Source organism: Streptomyces sp. SCPE 10 (assembly GCF_051980735.1).
Classification (GTDB): Bacteria; Actinomycetota; Actinomycetes; order Streptomycetales; family Streptomycetaceae; genus Streptomyces; species Streptomyces misionensis.
In genome coordinates this window covers 4,576,847-4,593,790 of record NZ_CP197069.1, presented here as the reverse complement: position 1 = coordinate 4,593,790, position 16,944 = coordinate 4,576,847, and the positions used below count along the sequence as shown (strand labels likewise).

At 68.6% G+C, this 16,944-nt stretch carries 23 protein-coding genes; 3 read left to right on the top strand and 20 right to left on the bottom strand.

Features of this window, described 5'->3' with window-relative positions:
• Positions 1–32: 32 nt before the first annotated feature.
• From rpsQ to ACSP97_RS21290, 17 genes are all read right to left on the bottom strand, one after another.
• Positions 33–317 carry a 30S ribosomal protein S17 gene (rpsQ, locus tag ACSP97_RS21370; RefSeq protein ID WP_039656223.1) on the bottom strand — a complete coding sequence of 95 codons (285 nt, stop codon included), beginning with the start codon at positions 315–317 and terminating at the stop codon, positions 33–35.
• Positions 317–541 (bottom strand): 50S ribosomal protein L29, encoded by a 225-nt coding sequence (gene rpmC / locus ACSP97_RS21365; RefSeq protein ID WP_007494763.1) that lies wholly within the window; start codon positions 539–541, stop codon positions 317–319. Before rpmC ends, rpsQ begins: the two co-directional genes overlap by 1 nt.
• Complete coding sequence (gene rplP, locus ACSP97_RS21360) at positions 541–960, bottom strand: 50S ribosomal protein L16 (RefSeq protein ID WP_009190136.1); 420 nt, start codon at positions 958–960, stop codon at positions 541–543. Before rplP ends, rpmC begins: the two co-directional genes overlap by 1 nt.
• A gap of 5 nt (positions 961–965) precedes the next feature.
• Positions 966–1,790 (bottom strand): 30S ribosomal protein S3, encoded by an 825-nt coding sequence (gene rpsC, locus ACSP97_RS21355; protein ID WP_010036723.1) that lies wholly within the window; start codon positions 1,788–1,790, stop codon positions 966–968.
• Entirely contained in the window at positions 1,790–2,137 is a 348-nt protein-coding gene (gene rplV, locus ACSP97_RS21350) for a 50S ribosomal protein L22 (protein WP_006130776.1), read from the bottom strand. Before rplV ends, rpsC begins: the two co-directional genes overlap by 1 nt.
• A 45-nt stretch (positions 2,138–2,182) precedes the next feature.
• Complete coding sequence (gene rpsS, locus ACSP97_RS21345; protein WP_030641188.1) at positions 2,183–2,464, bottom strand: 30S ribosomal protein S19; 282 nt, start codon at positions 2,462–2,464, stop codon at positions 2,183–2,185.
• A 12-nt stretch (positions 2,465–2,476) separates the two neighbouring features.
• Positions 2,477–3,313 (bottom strand): 50S ribosomal protein L2, encoded by an 837-nt coding sequence (gene rplB / locus ACSP97_RS21340; RefSeq protein ID WP_070026315.1) that lies wholly within the window; start codon positions 3,311–3,313, stop codon positions 2,477–2,479.
• 40 nt (positions 3,314–3,353) lie between these two features.
• Positions 3,354–3,773 (bottom strand): 50S ribosomal protein L23, encoded by a 420-nt coding sequence (gene rplW / locus ACSP97_RS21335; RefSeq protein ID WP_180329828.1) that lies wholly within the window; start codon positions 3,771–3,773, stop codon positions 3,354–3,356.
• A complete protein-coding gene (gene rplD, locus ACSP97_RS21330; RefSeq protein WP_070026317.1) occupies positions 3,773–4,426 on the bottom strand; it encodes a 50S ribosomal protein L4 in 654 nt (217 codons plus the stop codon). Before rplD ends, rplW begins: the two co-directional genes overlap by 1 nt.
• 8 nt (positions 4,427–4,434) lie before the next feature.
• Complete coding sequence (gene rplC / locus ACSP97_RS21325; protein WP_014674369.1) at positions 4,435–5,079, bottom strand: 50S ribosomal protein L3; 645 nt, start codon at positions 5,077–5,079, stop codon at positions 4,435–4,437.
• Between the two features lie 16 nt (positions 5,080–5,095).
• The gene (gene rpsJ, locus ACSP97_RS21320; RefSeq protein WP_003948644.1) at positions 5,096–5,404 is read right to left on the bottom strand and encodes a 30S ribosomal protein S10; all 309 of its coding nucleotides are present in this window, start codon (positions 5,402–5,404) and stop codon (positions 5,096–5,098) included.
• 450 nt (positions 5,405–5,854) lie between these two features.
• Positions 5,855–6,877 (bottom strand): hypothetical protein, encoded by a 1,023-nt coding sequence (locus ACSP97_RS21315; RefSeq protein ID WP_440553797.1) that lies wholly within the window; start codon positions 6,875–6,877, stop codon positions 5,855–5,857.
• Positions 6,878–6,995: 118 nt separating this feature from the next.
• Positions 6,996–9,224, bottom strand: a complete 2,229-nt coding sequence (locus ACSP97_RS21310) for a hypothetical protein (protein WP_358270933.1) — start codon at positions 9,222–9,224, stop codon at positions 6,996–6,998.
• Positions 9,225–9,270: 46 nt separating this feature from the next.
• On the bottom strand, positions 9,271–9,687 hold the full coding sequence (locus tag ACSP97_RS21305) for a hypothetical protein (RefSeq protein WP_358270935.1): 417 nt from the start codon (positions 9,685–9,687) through the stop codon (positions 9,271–9,273).
• Positions 9,688–9,782: 95 nt separating this feature from the next.
• A complete protein-coding gene (locus ACSP97_RS21300) occupies positions 9,783–9,962 on the bottom strand; it encodes a DUF397 domain-containing protein (RefSeq protein WP_388293256.1) in 180 nt (59 codons plus the stop codon).
• Positions 9,963–10,008: 46 nt separating this feature from the next.
• A complete protein-coding gene (locus tag ACSP97_RS21295; protein ID WP_355145446.1) occupies positions 10,009–10,188 on the bottom strand; it encodes a DUF397 domain-containing protein in 180 nt (59 codons plus the stop codon).
• Positions 10,185–11,030, bottom strand: a complete 846-nt coding sequence (locus ACSP97_RS21290) for a helix-turn-helix domain-containing protein (protein ID WP_440553794.1) — start codon at positions 11,028–11,030, stop codon at positions 10,185–10,187. Before ACSP97_RS21290 ends, ACSP97_RS21295 begins: the two co-directional genes overlap by 4 nt.
• A gap of 137 nt (positions 11,031–11,167) precedes the next feature.
• Here ACSP97_RS21290 and ACSP97_RS21285 point away from each other — a divergent pair, with 137 nt between their 5' ends.
• Positions 11,168–11,605 carry an ATP-binding protein gene (locus ACSP97_RS21285; protein WP_440553792.1) on the top strand — a complete coding sequence of 146 codons (438 nt, stop codon included), beginning with the start codon at positions 11,168–11,170 and terminating at the stop codon, positions 11,603–11,605.
• On the opposite strand, the gene ACSP97_RS21280 is transcribed toward ACSP97_RS21285, so the two are convergent.
• Complete coding sequence (locus ACSP97_RS21280; RefSeq protein WP_440553790.1) at positions 11,602–12,285, bottom strand: serine/arginine repetitive matrix protein 2; 684 nt, start codon at positions 12,283–12,285, stop codon at positions 11,602–11,604. The genes ACSP97_RS21285 and ACSP97_RS21280 overlap by 4 nt on opposite strands.
• A gap of 59 nt (positions 12,286–12,344) precedes the next feature.
• On the opposite strand from ACSP97_RS21280, the gene ACSP97_RS21275 reads away from it, so the two are divergent.
• Both ACSP97_RS21275 and ACSP97_RS21270 read left to right on the top strand, forming a co-directional pair.
• On the top strand, positions 12,345–13,301 hold the full coding sequence (locus ACSP97_RS21275) for a YrhB domain-containing protein (protein ID WP_440553788.1): 957 nt from the start codon (positions 12,345–12,347) through the stop codon (positions 13,299–13,301).
• Between the two features lie 151 nt (positions 13,302–13,452).
• On the top strand, positions 13,453–14,400 hold the full coding sequence (locus tag ACSP97_RS21270; RefSeq protein ID WP_355145438.1) for a hypothetical protein: 948 nt from the start codon (positions 13,453–13,455) through the stop codon (positions 14,398–14,400).
• 161 nt (positions 14,401–14,561) lie between these two features.
• Here the strand turns inward: ACSP97_RS21270 and ACSP97_RS21265 are convergent, their stop codons facing one another.
• Together ACSP97_RS21265 and tuf are read right to left on the bottom strand one after the other, a co-directional pair.
• On the bottom strand, positions 14,562–15,512 hold the full coding sequence (locus tag ACSP97_RS21265) for a hypothetical protein (protein WP_440553786.1): 951 nt from the start codon (positions 15,510–15,512) through the stop codon (positions 14,562–14,564).
• A gap of 186 nt (positions 15,513–15,698) precedes the next feature.
• Complete coding sequence (gene tuf / locus ACSP97_RS21260) at positions 15,699–16,892, bottom strand: elongation factor Tu (RefSeq protein ID WP_070026322.1); 1,194 nt, start codon at positions 16,890–16,892, stop codon at positions 15,699–15,701.
• Positions 16,893–16,944 lie beyond the last annotated feature (52 nt).

Genomic DNA, 16,944 nt, shown 5'->3' with positions numbered 1-16,944 from the left:
TGACCTGCGAGGCAACTGCCCCGCAGGAATTGCTACTTGGCCTTCTCGAGGATCTCGACGACGCGCCAGCGCTTCGTCGCGGACAGCGGCCGGGTCTCCATCAGGAGGACGCGGTCGCCGACGCCCGCGGCGTTCTGCTCGTCGTGCGCCTTGAGCTTGTTCGTACGACGGATGACCTTGCCGTACAGCGCGTGCTTGACACGGTCCTCGACGGCGACGACGACGGTCTTGTCCATCTTGTCGCTGACGACCAGACCCTCACGGGTCTTGCGGAAACCGCGAGCTTCCTTGTTCTCAGTCACGTTGCTCTCGCTCATCAGGCGTTCTCCACCGTCTCGATGCCGAGCTCACGCTCACGCATGAGGGTGTAGATCCGGGCGATGTCCTTGCGGACCGCCTTCAGACGGCCGTGGTTCTCGAGCTGACCCGTGGCCGCCTGGAAGCGGAGGTTGAACAGCTCTTCCTTGGCCTCGCGGAGCTTCGCCAGAAGCTCCTCGTTGCCCAGCTCGCGCAGCTCGGACGCCTTGGTACCGGCCGACATCACGCTTCACCTGCCTCGCGCTTGACGATCCGGCACTTCATCGGCAGCTTGTGGGCCGCACGGGTCAGCGCCTCACGGGCGATCTTCTCGTTGGGGTACGACAGCTCGAACATCACACGTCCGGGCTTGACGTTGGCGATCCACCACTCAGGAGAACCCTTACCGGAACCCATGCGGGTCTCGGCGGGCTTCTTGGTGAGCGGACGGTCCGGGTAGATGTTGATCCAGACCTTGCCGCCACGCTTGATGTGACGGGTCATCGCGATACGAGCCGCCTCGATCTGGCGGTTCGTGACGTAGGCCGGGGTCAGCGCCTGGATGCCGTACTCGCCGAACGCAACCTGCGTCCCACCCTTGGACATACCGTTGCGCTTCGGGTGGTGCTGCTTGCGGTGCTTGACCCTACGGGGGATCAGCATTTCGGTCAGGCCTCCGTTCCGGTGCTCTCAGCCGGAGCGGCGGCGGCGGGAGCCTCGGCCTTGGGGGCCTCGGCGCCGGCAGCCTGCTGCGGCTTGCGACCGCGCCGCTCGCCACCGCGGCCACCACGGGCCGGGCGGTCGGCACCGCCACGGGCCGGGCGGTTACCCGCACGGGCCGCAGCGTTCTCGGCGCGGACCTCGGCGATGTTCTTGACGTCGCCCTTGTAGATCCAGACCTTCACGCCGATGCGGCCGAAGGTCGTCTTGGCCTCGAAGAAGCCGTAGTCCACGTTCGCGCGGAGCGTGTGCAGGGGCACACGGCCCTCGCGGTAGAACTCCGAGCGGGACATCTCGGCGCCGCCGAGGCGGCCACCGCACTGGATCTTGATGCCCTTGGCGCCCGCCTTCATGGCCGACTGCATGCTCTTGCGCATGGCACGGCGGAAGGAGACGCGGGAGGACAGCTGCTCGGCGACGGCCTGGGCCACCAGCTGAGCGTCCGTCTCCGGGTTCTTGACCTCGAGGATGTTCAGCTGGACCTGCTTGCCGGTCAGCTTCTCCAGGTCACCGCGGATGCGGTCGGCCTCGGCGCCGCGGCGGCCGATGACGATGCCCGGGCGAGCGGTGTGGATGTCCACGCGGACGCGGTCACGGGTGCGCTCGATCTCGACCTTCGAGATGCCGGCGCGCTCCATGCCGGACGTCATCATCCGACGGATGGCGACGTCTTCCTTGACGTAGTCCTTGTACAGCTTGTCGGCGTACCAACGCGACTTGAAGTCGGTCGTGACACCGAGCCGGAACCCATGCGGGTTAACCTTCTGGCCCATTACCGGGTTCCTTCCTTGCTGCTGACGACCACGGTGATGTGGCTGGTCCGCTTGCGGATCCGGTAGGCACGGCCCTGGGCACGCGGACGGAACCGCTTCAGGGTCGGGCCCTCGTCGACGTAGGCCTCGGAGATGAAGAGGCTGTCGACATCGGTGTGGTCGTAGTTGTGCGCGGCGTTGGCAATGGCGCTGTCGAGCACCTTGCCCACCGGAACCGAGGCTGCCTGCGGAGCGAATCGCAGAACAGCCTGGGCCTCCGTGGCGTCCATGCCACGGATGAGGTCCACCACACGGCGGGCCTTCATGGGCGTGACGCGGATGTACCGCGCCTGGGCCCTGGCTTCCATGGTTGTCCCTTCAGAGTTACTTACGTGTCTGAATGCGATCCGCTGTTAGCGGCGCTTCGACTTCCGGTCTTCCTTGACGTGGCCCCGGAAGGTGCGGGTCGGCGAGAACTCGCCGAGCTTGTGGCCGACCATCGACTCGGTGACGAACACCGGGATGTGGGTCTTGCCGTTGTGCACCGCGATCGTGTGGCCGAGCATGGCCGGGACGATCATCGAGCGACGGGACCAGGTCTTGATGACGTTCTTGGTGCCGGCTTCGTTCTGCGTGTCCACCTTCTTCATCAGGTGGTCGTCGACGAAGGGCCCCTTCTTCAAGCTACGAGGCATCTCAACCCGTCCTTAGCGCTTCTTGTTCGTCTTGCGGCGGCGGACGATGTACTTGTTCGACGCCTTCTTGGGCGAACGAGTACGGCCTTCCTTCTTGCCCCACGGGGACACAGGGTGACGACCACCGGAGGTCCGGCCCTCACCACCACCGTGCGGGTGGTCAACCGGGTTCATGACCACACCACGGACGGTCGGGCGAACGCCCAGCCACCGCTTACGGCCCGCCTTGCCCCAGTTGATGTTGCTCTGCTCGGCGTTGCCGACCTCGCCGACGGTGGCGCGGCAGCGGACGTCGACCAGGCGGATCTCACCGGACGGCATGCGCAGGTGGGCCATGGAGCCCTCCTTCGCGAGCAGCTGCACCGAGGCGCCGGCGGAGCGGGCGAACTTGGCGCCGCCGCCCGGCCGCAGCTCGATGGCGTGCAGCGTGGTACCGACCGGGATGTTGCGCAGGGCGAGGTTGTTGCCCGGCTTGATGTCGGCCCCGGGACCGTTCTCGACGCGGTCGCCCTGGCTCAGGCCACGCGGCGCGAGGATGTAGCGCTTCTCGCCGTCCGCGTAGTGCAGGAGCGCGATGCGCGCGGTGCGGTTGGGGTCGTACTCGATGTGCGCGACCTTCGCCGGCACGCCGTCCTTGTCGTGACGACGGAAGTCGATCACTCGGTAGGCGCGCTTGTGTCCGCCACCCTGGTGGCGAACGGTCACACGACCGGCGTTGTTACGGCCGCCCTTGCTGTGCAGGGGACGGACCAGCGACTTCTCCGGCGTGGACCGCGTGACCTCGACGAAGTCGGCGACGCTGGCGCCACGACGGCCCGGCGTAGTCGGCTTGTACTTGCGGATTCCCATTTCTCAGTCCTCGTCCGATATCGGACGATCCGGACCGCCCTCAGGCGGTCGGACCGCCGAAGATGTCGATACGGTCGCCCTCGGCGAGGGTCACGATCGCGCGCTTGGTCGCCGCGCGCTGGCCGAAGCCGGTGCGGGTGCGCTTGCGCTTGCCCTGGCGGTTGATCGTGTTGACCCCGGTGACCTTGACGTCGAAGACCGCCTGGACGGCCTGCTTGATCTGGGTCTTGTTGGCGTTCGGGTCGACGATGAACGTGTACTTGTTCTCGTCGAGGAGCGCGTAGCTCTTCTCCGAGACGACCGGCTTGAGCAGCACGTCACGGGGGTCCGTGTACGCCTTGCTCAGAGGGGTCTCGACGGTGTTCTTGCCCTCGGCGGCGTGGCGACGCGCCTTGGCGACGCGCGCGGCCTTGGCGGCCTTGGCGGCCTTCGAGGCGATAGCGGGGTGACGGATAGCCATCAGGCCTCGCTCCCTTCGGTGTCATTGGCCTTCGGGCCGGACACGAAGGACTCGAAAGCGGCCTGGGTGAAGACCACGTCGTCCGAGACGAGAACGTCGTACGTGTTCAGCTGGCCCGGCTCCAGGATGTGGACCTGGGGCAGGTTGCGGGCGGACAGCCACGCGGCCTCGTCGGCGCGGTCGACGACCAGGAGCAGGTTCTTGCGCTCCGAGATCTTGCCGAACAGCGACTTGGCGGCCTTGGTGCTGGGGGTCTCGCCCTCGACCACGCCGGCGACGACGTGGATGCGGTTGTGACGCGCCCGGTCGGTGAGGGCACCGCGCAGGGCGGCGGCCTTCATCTTCTTCGGGGTGCGCTGCGAGTAGTCACGCGGCACGGGACCGTGCACGACGCCACCACCGGCGAACTGCGGCGCGCGGGTCGAACCCTGGCGGGCGCGACCGGTGCCCTTCTGGCGGTACGGCTTCTTGCCACCACCGCGGACCTCGCCACGCGTCTTGGTCTTGTGCGTGCCCTGGCGGGCAGCGGCCAGCTGCGCGACGACGACCTGGTGGATCAGCGGGACGCTGACCTTGGCGTCGAAGATCTCCGCGGGGAGCTCGACGGAACCGGCCTTCTCGCCCGCCGGCGAAAGGATGTCAACAGTGCTCATCGGTTACCTCAGGCCCCCTTGGCCGCGGTGCGGACCAGGACGAGGCCGCCGTTCGGACCGGGAACCGCGCCCTTGATGAGCAGCAGACCCTTCTCCGCGTCAACGGCGTGGACGGTCAGGTTCTGGGTGGTGACCCGCTCGTTGCCCATGCGACCCGCCATGCGGAGGCCCTTGAACACACGACCCGGGGTGGCGCAGCCACCGATGGAACCGGGCGAGCGGTGCTTGCGCTGGGTGCCGTGTCCGGCGCCGAGGCCACGGAAGTTGTGGCGCTTCATGACGCCGGCGAAGCCCTTGCCCTTGCTCTTGCCGGTCACGTCGACCTTCACGCCGGCCTCGAACACCTCGGCGGTGATCTCCTGGCCCAGCGTGTACTCGGAGGCGTCCGCGGTGCGGATCTCGACGAGGTGGCGACGGGGGGTGACGTCGGCCTTGGCGAAGTGGCCCTTGAGGGGCTTGTTCACCTTGCGCGGGTCGATCTCGCCGAAGGCGATCTGGACCGACTCGTAGCCGTCGACGTCGTTCGTACGAACCTGGGTCACGACGTTGGGGCCGGCCTTGACGACGGTGACCGGGACGACACGGTTGTTCTCGTCCCAGACCTGCGTCATGCCGAGCTTCTCGCCCAGGATGCCCTTGATCTGCTTAGCCATTCTCAGCCCACCAGCCTCAGAGCTTGATCTCGATGTCGACACCGGCCGGGAGGTCGAGTCGCATCAGAGAGTCAACGGTCTTGGGGGTCGGGTCGAGGATGTCGATCAGGCGCTTGTGCGTGCGCATCTCGAAGTGCTCGCGCGAGTCCTTGTACTTGTGCGGCGACTTGATGACGCAGTACACGTTCTTCTCAGTGGGCAGCGGCACCGGGCCCGCGACCGACGCACCAGTGCGAGTCACCGTCTCGACGATCTTCTTCGCCGAAGAGTCGATGACCTCGTGGTCGTAGGCCTTGAGCCGGATGCGGATCTTCTGTCCCGCCATGGCTACTCAGTAGTCCTGTCTCTTCTCACGCTCTGGAACCCGGCGGATTCCTTCTGCTGCCTTCGTTCCTCCGACCCACGCGGTCGGGCGTGTCGCGCTCCCGCTGACATGAATGTCCCTTGTTCGAACATCCCTGCGGGGAATGCACACGGCCCTTCCGGAAACCGCGGACCGGGGACCTCGGGCCCACCGGGCGCCTGGCCGGTGCCGCGCTCACACTTCCCGGAAGATTCCCGTACGTCCGCCCCAGTGCTGCCCGAGGGCAGTTAGGACGACGAGTACTGTGGGACTCGCTTCCGGTCCTCCCGGCGGGAGGCGCGCAGCATCAACACTCGACCGAGCAACTCGGACAGTCTGCCATACGGGGCAGGCAGACCGCCAATCGAGCCGAAGAGATTACCCCGAGGGTGACGTAGGTCAAACCGGGGGCGGGGCGGCGCCGGGCCGGCTTCACGCCCGGGGCGTCATCCTTACGTCGGTGCAGCCCCGCTGCTTCGCCTCGTGCTCGGCGAAGAGCTGCAAGGCATCGTGGGCGAACGAGTCGGAGAAGTGCGGGACCGGGTAGGTGTCGGTGTCCCCGTCGTACAGGCGGTACAACACGAACACCGCCCGCTGGTCCGACTGCGGGCACGTCGCGGTGGCCCAAGCGTAGTCACGGTCGCCGTGCGTGGGTCCGTATCCCTCCCTGAGCTGGTTGCCCTCGCTTGTCAGGAAGTCCTTGGCAGCGGCGCCGTAATAGGCGTAGAGACCGTAGCCGGGCTTCTTCGCCTTCGTGACCAGGAAGCAGTTCGTCTGCGGGGCGTCCGGGTCCGCCGGGTATTCCATGACCTCGGGCGTGCCGTTGCGTTCCGCGTCCGTCCCGCGCAGCGCGGCACACGACCCCTCGGCCTGCGGCAGCGGCTTCGCCGCCCCGGGTGCGCCGAGCCGGGCGGTGGACAGGTCGGTGAGCCGCCTTCCTGCCTTCACCTGGCAGCCGTGCTTCTCGGCTGCCTTTCGGGCGGTCTCGGTGGTCACCCGGCCGAGTCCTGTCAGGGTCGTGTCATTCGCGGTGCCGAGCAGGTCGCCGTAGGCGACCAAGGCCTTGTTCTTCTGGTTGACGCAGTCCAGCGCGGCCATGACCTGATAGGTGCCGCCCTCGTGCCTGACGACACCGGACCAGCCGTCGCCGAGGGGCGCCGCCTGCCCCCGCACTCCGTCGTAATCCGCGTTGTACCAGGTGAGCATGGCGGAAGGAGTCTTCGTCGTGCTCCAGCGCAGCTTCAGCTCCAGGGAACTGGCCTGCGGCCCGGACTCCGGGTTGCGGATACGGCAGGAGGCCAGATAGTCACTGTCGCCCTCGCCCTCCTCGTCGGCGCTGAAGTGCGACGAGTGCAGTGCCGCACTGATGCCGCCCTGTGCCAGGGTGCCGTCGCACGCCCGGTTCAGCGAGCCGGCGTCGCCCTTGTCACCGAAGATCCCGGCGCTGTAGAGCACCGCTCCCACCAGCGCCAGAACAAGCAGGCCCGCCCCTGCGTACCACCCGACGTGTACACGTCGGGATCCGGATGTCGTCTGCATCGTGCTCATTCCGTCGAAGGCCGTCGTACGCCGCTCAGCGGTCGGCGCGGAGCGTGCTCAGGGTTCGGTCGCGTCCGTGTGCGTAGTCGTCCTGACCCGCGTGGACGTAGTACTTCGTCCAGTCGCTGTCGACGGCGTGACCGCGGCTGTCCGCCCATGACCTGACCAGCTTCTCGACGTCGTGCTGACCGGCGTCGTAGGTCTTGGCGTTCTGCTCGGTCGCGGCGAGGTTCGCTTCTGCCACGTGTTCCTTGTTCGACTCGTACGCCCACACGTCGAGCGTTTTCTGACTGAGGTCTCCGATGGGGCCGAGGTCCTTGACAGGGTTGAACATCAGCGCGGTGCCGAGGGACGTGCCGAGGCCGTGGTTGAAGTCGGCCGCCCACTGCGTCTTCTTGAACCGTTCGTCGTAGATGATGTCCGACCGGATGCCGTCATAGGCGCCCATGGCACGGGACGACTCCACGATGCGGTCCCGGATCGTCTTGTCGCCGGCGTCCGGGGGGATCGTGTCCAGGACATGGTGCGAGTACTGCTGCTCGGCCCCGTAGAGGTGTCCGAACGCCTCCGGATCGTTGGCGATGCCGCGCATGACAGCGGCGAGCCGCTGGTGCCCGACGGCCATGTGCGCGCCGTCCTTGTCGCTCCAGACGGAACCCGAGCTGTCCCAGTCGATGTCGTACTTCGACGACGACTCCGCGTAGGTCTCATGGGTGTCGGCCGTGTACGACGTCATGATGTGAGCCAGCGGCCGGGCGAGGTTCGTCGGCAGGTCCTGGGCGTGCTTGTCGGTGTACAGCGTATTGATCGTCTGCTGGAGGATGCGGGCCTGCGGCTCGCTGTGCTCGCCGATCGGGTGGTAGGCGCCGGGCGCCTGGCCGGTCGTCGCGGCCTCCAGAGCCGCGCCGAAGCCCTTGCGGACGTCACCGTCTTCCGCCATGACGGGCATGCCGACCGTCGTGCCGCCGGGCGGAGTCGCGAAGTGGTCCACGACCGTGTTCCAGTCCCGGTTGTGCAGCAGGTACTGCAGGTTGTCGTTGTGAGCCGGGTCCAGGTAGTCGGTGCTCGTCTTCGGGTCCTGGGACATGATGCCGAGCACGCCGTCGAGCGGGTCGTTGGCGAACCAGCCCCGGTCCTTGCCGCTGAACTTGTCCCGCAGGGCCCAGATGGACTCGGTGTGGCCCTGGGCCGTGTAGGACTCCTCGGCGTGCCGGATGTCGTCTGCGGTGTCCTCCAGGAACTGCCCGCTGTAGCCGTGTCCCTGCTGCATCAGGGTGACCAGGCTCTGGTAACCGCGGACCTTCTCATCCGGGATGGGGCTGAGGCCGTCCACCTTGAACTGCTCGGTTCCGGCCTTCTGCATGTCCGAGCGGAACTTTTCGTAGAAGGACGAGTGCGGGTCCCGGGTGGCGGTCGCCAGCGTCGTGGCGAGCCCCTTCTGGATGTCCAGGTACTGCCCGCTGTGCTGCTTGTCGTCGTGGTGGGCGAGACCGTCGAGGCTGTTGGAAAGTTGCAGGGTGCCCTTGGCGCCCAGCTCGTCCAGCAGGGTCTGGCTGAACGCCTTGTCATCGGAGTTGTCGTGGAAGAGGCGCTGCAGCTCCTTGTAGTCGGCCGCCGAGGCATTGCCGGAGTTGACGCGCTGAGCGATGTCCTTGGCCTCGTCGGCCTCGTACTTCTCGATGTCGCCCTGCGCCTTGCCGTTGAAGCCGAGGCCCGTGCCGTCGCCCATGTCGGGCCCCTTCACCACGGCGGCGAGGGCGACCTCGACCCCCTTGTCTGCGTCGTCGACGTCCTTCACGCACCGGTCTATGTGCGCCTGCCAGGCAGCGACGTCCTTGCGGATGCTTTCCTGGTAATCGGGGTCGTGCACGTAGGCCGTCCGCTCGCCCTGGCTCAGCTTCTCCGTGTCGAACGAAACCACACCCTGGTCGGACACCTTCATGCCCTTGGCGATCGCGTCGTCCCGCGCCGCTTCCAGCTTCTTGCGCAGGTCCACGAACTGGGTGTGCGCGTCGCGCAGGAGCGAGGCGATCGCCTTGGCCTCGGTCTGGGCGTTCTGGAACTCCGTGAGTCTGACGCCGAAGCGCGCGTTCGCGGCCTGCTGGCTCTCACCGATGAACGTCGGGCGCAGGGTGATGCCGTGCACGTCCCTCCGGTAGGCGGTCTCCTGCTTGCCGAGTTCCGTCGCCATGCCGTCCCAGCGTTCGGCGGCCGTGGTGAGCGTGGACAGGTCTGTCGTCAGGATCTCGTGGTACGTCGGCATGGTTCCCCGTTGAATGCGATGGCGTACGAGTGGGCCCGGTTGTGCGTCAATGCGTCGGTGACGAGTACGTGTCGAAGACCGACACCCCGCGCACGTTCGTGCGCGTCTCGATGTCCGATCCGGTCATCACGGAGTCGTTCCTTCGAAGGGCCGCCTCGTCGCCCTTCAGCCGGTTCACCAGGCCCTGGACCTGTTCCCCCCAGGTCTTGTGCGCCTTGCGCACGGCACCGGACGTCAGCCAGCCGTGCCCGTCCTTCGCGTCGAACGCCTTCACCACGGCGCCCGTCTCGTCGTCCGCCCAGCGCCCCGCCTTCGCGGTGTCCGGCTCGATGTCCTTGTTGAGCGTGTTGGCGGCGCTCTGCTTGTCGGCGGAAGAGTGCGCGACGTCCGGCCCGCCACCCAGGTCACCCGGCAACTGGTTGAGCCGCATTCCCACCGACTGTTCGCGGCCGCTTCCTGACATGTGTCAACCCCCGCTTACGTACTGACGCGACTATGTCACGCTAACAAAAGCCCCTATGACCATGGGTAGTTGGGCTCAAGGCGAGCTTGTCGTCGTCACAGCGCACGCACGAACTCCGACCACGCCTCAGGCGTGAGAACCAGCCGGGGGCCGTCGGCCTTCTTGGAGTCACGGACGTGGATGACGGCGGGGGTCGGGGCGATCTCGACGCAGTCGTTGCCGTTGCTACTGCTGCTGTAGCTGCTCTTGAACCAGTGGAGTTGCAGGGTGCTCACAGTTCTCCCAGCGCTTGCTCGTTGAAGGCGCCGGCTCCGTCCGCCGTCACAGCGCACGCACGAACTCCGACCACGCCTCAGGTGTGAGGACCAGCCGGGGGCCGTCGGCCTTCTTGGAGTCACGGACGTGGATGACGGCGGGGGTCGGGGCGATCTCGACGCAGTCGTTGCCGTTGCTGCTGTCGCTGTGGCTGCTCTTGAACCAGTGGAGTTCCGGGGTGCTCATAGTTCTCCCAGCGCTTGCTCGATGAAGGCCAGAGACTCCTCTGGCGTGAGCGCCTGAGCCCGGATGATGCCATAGCGCAGGTCGAGGAAACGGAGTTGCCTGGGGTTCGAGACCGGGCGACCCGAGAAGTCACCGTCGGTACGGCCCATCCCCGTGCCGTCGGCGAACTTGAGCACCTGGATCCTGCCGCCCGTTCCAGGATGGTTCGCGCGCGCGGTCGGCATCACCTGAAGCTCCACGAACGGCAACTCCGCCACCTCCAGCATGTGTTGGAGCTGTCGGCGCAGCACCATTGTGTCCCCGATCGGGCGGCGCAGCGTCACCTCTTCCTGGACGAAGCTGAACTCCGGTGAGGGCGACCGCTCGAAGACGGACTTCCTGGCCATCCGGGCCCCCACCATGCGCTCCAGCTGGTCGGGCGAGTAGGCGGGACGCCAGGTGCGCAGGAGCGCTCGCGCGTACTCCTCCGTCTGCAGCAGGCCGTGGATGTTGTGGTTGCTGTACAGCGACATCTCCACCGCCCGCCCTTCCAGTTCCGCCAGCTCCCGTACCTTCCTGGGGTACCGCGCCTTCCTCATGTCCTCCATGAAGGCGCGCAGGTGCCCCTGGGCCTTCAGGACGGTGTCCGCCTTGTCCAGGATCTCCGGCCGGGGGATGCGCACCCCGCGCTCGATCTTGCGGATCATGTCCTCGCCGTAGCCGAGCGCCTCGGCCAGCTCGGGTACGGTCAGCCCGGCCGCCTCCCGGCACACCTTGAGGAGGCGGCCCACCGCCTGCACGATCGACTCGATCTCGTCGCCCGGCTCGACGTCCCAGCCCGCTTCGTCCACGCTCTCGCTCACAGCGCCTCCCTCGACGTGCACTCCTGCTCGTACAACGCCTGAGACGGCCGAGACAGCCGAGACAAACCGGGGACAGTCACCGTACGCAAGGGCATTGTCACTCCCCCACGGAAGCACGCTCGGCCACGCTGAGTGACGTGAATCAGGAAACCGTCGAGCCGTCGGCCGAACTCGCCGAAGCCGCCCGCACCTTCACCCAGCTGCTGTCCGCCACACCACGCGGCGCCCGGCTCGCCCGGCTGCTCGCCGTGGAGCAGTTGCGCACCTGGGGGATCTCTTCGGAGGCGGCCACGCACGTGGTCGCCGAACTGGCGGCCAATGCCGCGACCCACGGCCGGGTGCCCGGCAGGAGCTTCCGGCTCACCCTCTCCCTCGTCGCCGGCACCCTCCGCATCGAGCTGACCGACACCCGCCGCGAGCGGTTGCCGCAGGTCCGACTCCCCTGCGCCGAACGGGAGACGGGCAGGGGCCTGCTGCTGGTGGAGGCGCTGGCCGACCGCTGGGGTGTGTCCTGGGACGAGGTGCCGTGCAAGACGGTGTGGGCGGAGATCACCGTCCCGGGACAGCGCATCTAGGCCACCGGCCCGGCCGGCGGCCACGGTGCGGCTCCGGAAGGGGGCGGGCCCCACATGGGGGGCATGGCCGCGGCGAGGAGCCGGCGGCGGTGGCGGCCGCGGCGGACCGCGGTGACGATGCAGATGGCCGGTACCGCGACCGCCGCCGTCAGGAAGCAGCCGACCGCGGCCAGGATGCCGCCGACCATGCCAGCCACCTCGGGCTTGTCGCCCAGCGCGAACACGGCACCGGGGACCTCCGACGTACAGATGACCGGGTAGTCGCCGCTGGTCCGCGGGGTGAACTCGAGGACACGGTCCCAGGAGCGGACTCCGTGGGTGACGCGGAAGGTGCCGGCCGGCTTGGTCAGCGAATCGGCCAGTTCGCGCGGGATCCGGCAGTCGACGTGCCCCCACCGGGACTGGGAGACGTAGATCGCCCGGGTCTTGCCCCGGGTGAAACCGAACGTGCGCGGTTCCCCGCCGGCGAACGTGTGCGCCGTGTCCACCGAGTTCACCGTGTCCTTGATCGCCAGCACGACGAGGGTGACCCCGGTGCCGACCAGGACGGCACCGAGCAGCGCGGCCACCACGTACCACAGGCGCCTGGGCCGCAGGTCCTTCGCCGGGATGACGGGCGGCGCGGGGGGCGGGCCGCCGTAACCGCCGTACGGTGCACCCCAGGTGTTCGGTATGGCCATGACGCCGCATCGTAGAACAGGTGTCGGGGCGCGGCCGGAGAAAAAGAGAGGGGACCGGGATGATGAGCCGGGAGGAGGCCGTTGCGGCGGCCGAGCGGTATCTGCGGACCTCGGCGTATCCGGAGCGCGCGCAGTCCGTCGTGATGCTCGCCGAGACGGCGCTCTGGTACCCGTACGGCTGGACGGTGCGCTTCGACTTCCGGGAGCACCTGGAGACGGGGGATCCGATGCAGGGCCCCTTCAGCTCGCTCCTCGTCGTCCCGCACGACGGCACGGAAGTGCACTTCCCGCCGACCCACATGCCGGCGGAGGTGTATCTGGCGCAGCGGGCCGCGGCGGCGGTGGCGGACGCCGGCGGCCCGCGTGCGCGCGCCGAGGCGTGGCTGCGGCACACCTACGGCGGTCTGGTGGAACTGGCCGGGCCGGACCGTGAGCCGGTGTACGAGACGGCCGCGGCCTGGCTGTTCGCGTGCCGGGCGGTTCCCCAGCCGGGCTTTGGCGACCCGGCCATGCTCGCCGCCTCGGTGGTGGTGCCGAAGGACGGTGGCGCCCCGTTCCACCCGTCCCCCTGCGACCCGCTGGCCGACATGGAGCCGAGGGCGGCCCAGGGGGCGCAGGGCCGGGGCCTGCACGCGCGCGGCTGTCTGGTCGCCGTGCACTGCGGGATCGACGGCATACCGGTCTCGCCCCTGCCCTGGAGCCCCTTCCACGAGGCCCCCGGCTGGTGGGACCGGCTCGCGCGCGGCTACTTCCCGCAGTTCGCGCCGGTGGCGGTGAGCGGCTGGGACGACGTGATCGGCGCGGTCGGGGAGCCGGGGCCCGGCACCCGGGGCGTCGTGCGGGTGCGGCGGCAGATCGGCGGCCACGAGATCAGCGGGAACCTGGTCTACGTCCACAACAACCAGGGCCGGGTCGTGCTCCTCGACGGCCTGGCCGGTACCCTCGCCCGTCTCGATCCGCCGTCCCTGGTACGGGGGTTGACGCTGCTGCGGGCCTTGCCGCAGGGCGCCGGGTGACTCGTCGTCCCGGCGGTGCCGATCAAAACGGTGGGGCGTTGTCAGTGGGCTGTGACAGGATCCACGTCGATCACAGCCGGCGACGGATGCGACGCGCATCCTGCTGCCACGTTGGCCACGCCCACGTCCGCAGATACCTGGGGGGTATCACATGTCACGATTGACGGCTGTTCCGCTCAACGGCGCCCGGTCCGGCTCCGCCCTCGCCCGCCTCGCCACCGTCTTCGCACTGACGCTGGCCTGCGCCGGCGCCACCACCGGTCTGCTGAACGCCCCGGCGGCGCAGGCCCAGACCGTCTCCGACGGCTCGCTGTCGTTCAGCGGCGACGCGGGCGACTACATCAGCGGTGGCCAGTCGTACTCCTACGCCACCTCGTCCGGTGACGGCCTCGACACCTACGCCTCCACCGACGACAGCCACATATCCGTCAGCGTCAACGGCGCGAACGGCGACTGGTGGTACCTGGACCTCGCGGCCCCCGGCGGTCAGGCGCTCGCGCCGGGCGACTACACCGGGGCCACCCGCTACCCCTTCAACTCGGCTGCCGAGCCGGGCCTTTCGGTGGACGGCAACGGCCGCGGCTGCAACACGCTCACCGGTTCGTTCCACATCGCCGACGTCACCTTCGGGCCCAACGGGTACGTGCAGAAGCTGGACGCCACCTACGAGCAGCACTGCGAGGGAGGCTCCGCCGCGCTGCGCGGTGAGGTGCACATCGACAACCCGGCGCCGCCGGCCGTGCTCGACCTCGGTGTCTCCGTGGGCCTCACGGGCAAGGCGAGCACCCTCGACGGCAAGGCCACCATCGGCGGCACCGTCAGCTGCAACGCGCCGGTCAAGGTGTCCGTCACTGGTGACGTCACGCAGGTCGCCAAGAAGGTCCTGATCAAGGGCTCGTACGCCACGTCGGTCGACTGCGAGCCGGGCACCCCGGTCGCCTGGACGGCCGTGGCCGACCCCACGGGTACGACCCCGTTCCAGAAGGGCGACGTGGAGGTGAACGCGCGCGCCTCCGCCGTCGACCCGAACTACGGCCAGCTCGTGACGGCGAACCAGACCGCCGTGGTGTCCCTGGACAAAAGCACGTCGGTGAGCTGACCCGGGAGCGGTAGGGGCGGCGGGTGGCACCGCCGGGGGGAGCCGGTCAGGACCGGCGCGCCCGCCGGGTGCCGCCCGCCGCCCCGCCGCGTTTCCGCCGCCCTCGCCGCGCACCCGGACCCGAGGAGGCCGCCCCGCCGCCCACCAAATCCCCGCCGCGACTACACGTTCGCCGCGGCCTTGCCACCCGACCAGTCGCCCTGTTCCGGCACCAGGTTGTTCGCGCTGAGCACGCCGTCCTCGGCGGGCAGGCCCAGGGAGGTGCGCAGGGTGCCGACGGCCGGGTCGCGCAGGGAGACGACCAGGCGGTAGGCCGGCTGGCCGATGATGGTGCGGTGGGAGTCCGTGGGGGGCTGGAGCGCCTTCGCCACGGAGCGGGCGTCGTAGCCGGGGCACAGGGCCTGGGCGGGCAGGGTTATCTCGCCGCCGGCCCCCTCGCCCACGGCGACGGAGGCGCCCTTCTTGGAGGAGGACCAGGTGACGGGCAGCCCGTGGGCGCCGGCCACCAGTCCGTGCGGGCCCTCTATCTCCACCGCCACACCCTGCCCGCCCAGGTCCCGCGACAGTTCCAGGGACTTCTTCGCGCCGGGGGCGAAGCCCAGGCCCACGGTGAGGTGGCCCGGCGAGCGGGACGACAGCTTCTCGTAGCCGTAGGAGGCGAGCACCAGGCGCGGGCCGGAGCCGGTGCCGGTCCCGGAGGGCTCGGGGGCGGGCTCGTCGGCGCCCGGCGGCAGCGGGAAGTGGTGGTAGCCGCTGGTGCCGCACTGGTTGCCGTCGGAGGTGCCGCCGCCGGGCAGGGACACCGCCTTGGCCGAACCGGAGACGGGCCCGGAGGTCTGCGGTATCAGGCCCGTCTGGAAGGCGCCGAAGACCACCACGGCCCCCGCGACCAGCCAGGGCGCCGCGCTCGCCAGCCAGGCGGTGGCCGACCTGGAGCGCTTCGGGCGGCGCGGGCGGCGCAGTCGTACGGCCGCCATCCGGGCCCGGGCCGAGGGTTCCTTGGGGGCGCGCCCGCCGCCGCCCGCCACCACCTCCCGCAGGAACGCGTCCCACTGCTCGTCGGACGGGGAGGAGGGGTCGTCGGGGCCTTGGGCGGGCGGGACGGTGCTCACGCGGGTCACTTTCCTCGGATGATCGGCCGGCGGTGATCGGCCTGGGGGGGCAAGGTCATTCCTAAGCGGCCCGGCGCCCGTCGCACAAGGGGTTCCGGAAAGTGGCGGACATGCGAAGAGGCCCGTACGACCGGAGTCGTACGGGCCTCTCCCGAGGTCAGTCAGTGACCTTCAAGCAAGCGGAACTTACTTGACGATCTTGGTGACCTGGCCGGCGCCCACGGTGCGGCCACCCTCACGGATGGCGAACTTCAGGCCCTCTTCCATGGCGACCGGCTGGATCAGCTGGACGGACATCTCGGTGTTGTCGCCCGGCATGACCATCTCGGTGCCCTCGGGGAGGGTCACAACGCCCGTCACGTCCGTCGTACGGAAGTAGAACTGCGGACGGTAGTTGTTGAAGAACGGCGTGTGGCGGCCACCCTCGTCCTTGGACAGGATGTAGGCCTGAGCCTCGAACTCGGTGTGCGGGGTGACCGAACCCGGCTTGATGATGACCTGGCCGCGCTCGACGTCCTCGCGCTTGATGCCGCGGAGCAGCAGACCGACGTTCTCACCGGCCTGGCCCTCGTCGAGCAGCTTGCGGAACATCTCGATGCCGGTGACCGTGGTGGAGGTCTTCTCCGGCTTGATGCCGATGATGTCGACGGTCTCGTTGACCTTGAGGACACCACGCTCGATACGGCCGGTGACGACCGTACCGCGACCGGTGATGGTGAAGACGTCCTCGATCGGCATCAGGAACGGCTTGTCGACGTCGCGCTCCGGCTCCGGGATCGCGGTGTCGACGGCGTTCATGAGGTCCAGGACGGACTGGGTCCACTGCGCGTCGCCCTCGAGGGCCTTCAGCGCGGAGACCTTGACGACCGGAACGTCGTCGCCCGGGAACTCGTACTCGGAGAGGAGCTCACGCACCTCGAGCTCGACGAGCTCCAGGATCTCCTCGTCGTCCACCATGTCGGCCTTGTTCAGGGCGACGACGATGTACGGAACGCCGACCTGGCGGGCCAGGAGCACGTGCTCCTTGGTCTGCGGCATCGGGCCGTCGGTGGCGGCGACCACCAGGATCGCGCCGTCCATCTGCGCGGCACCGGTGATCATGTTCTTGATGTAGTCCGCGTGACCCGGGCAGTCGACGTGGGCGTAGTGACGCGCCTCGGTCTGGTACTCGACGTGCGCGATGGAGATGGTGATACCGCGCTGGCGCTCCTCGGGCGCCTTGTCGATGTTGTCGAACGGGGTGGCCTCGTTCAGCTCCGGGTACGCGTCGTGCAGCACCTTGGTAATGGCGGCCGTGAGGGTCGTCTTACCGTGGTCGATGTGACCGATGGTGCCGATGTTGACGTGCGGCTTAGTCCGCTCGAACTTCGCCTTCGCCACTGGGGTCCTCCTGTGGAGTGGTTCTGTACGCCTTACTTCATCGGCGCCAGGT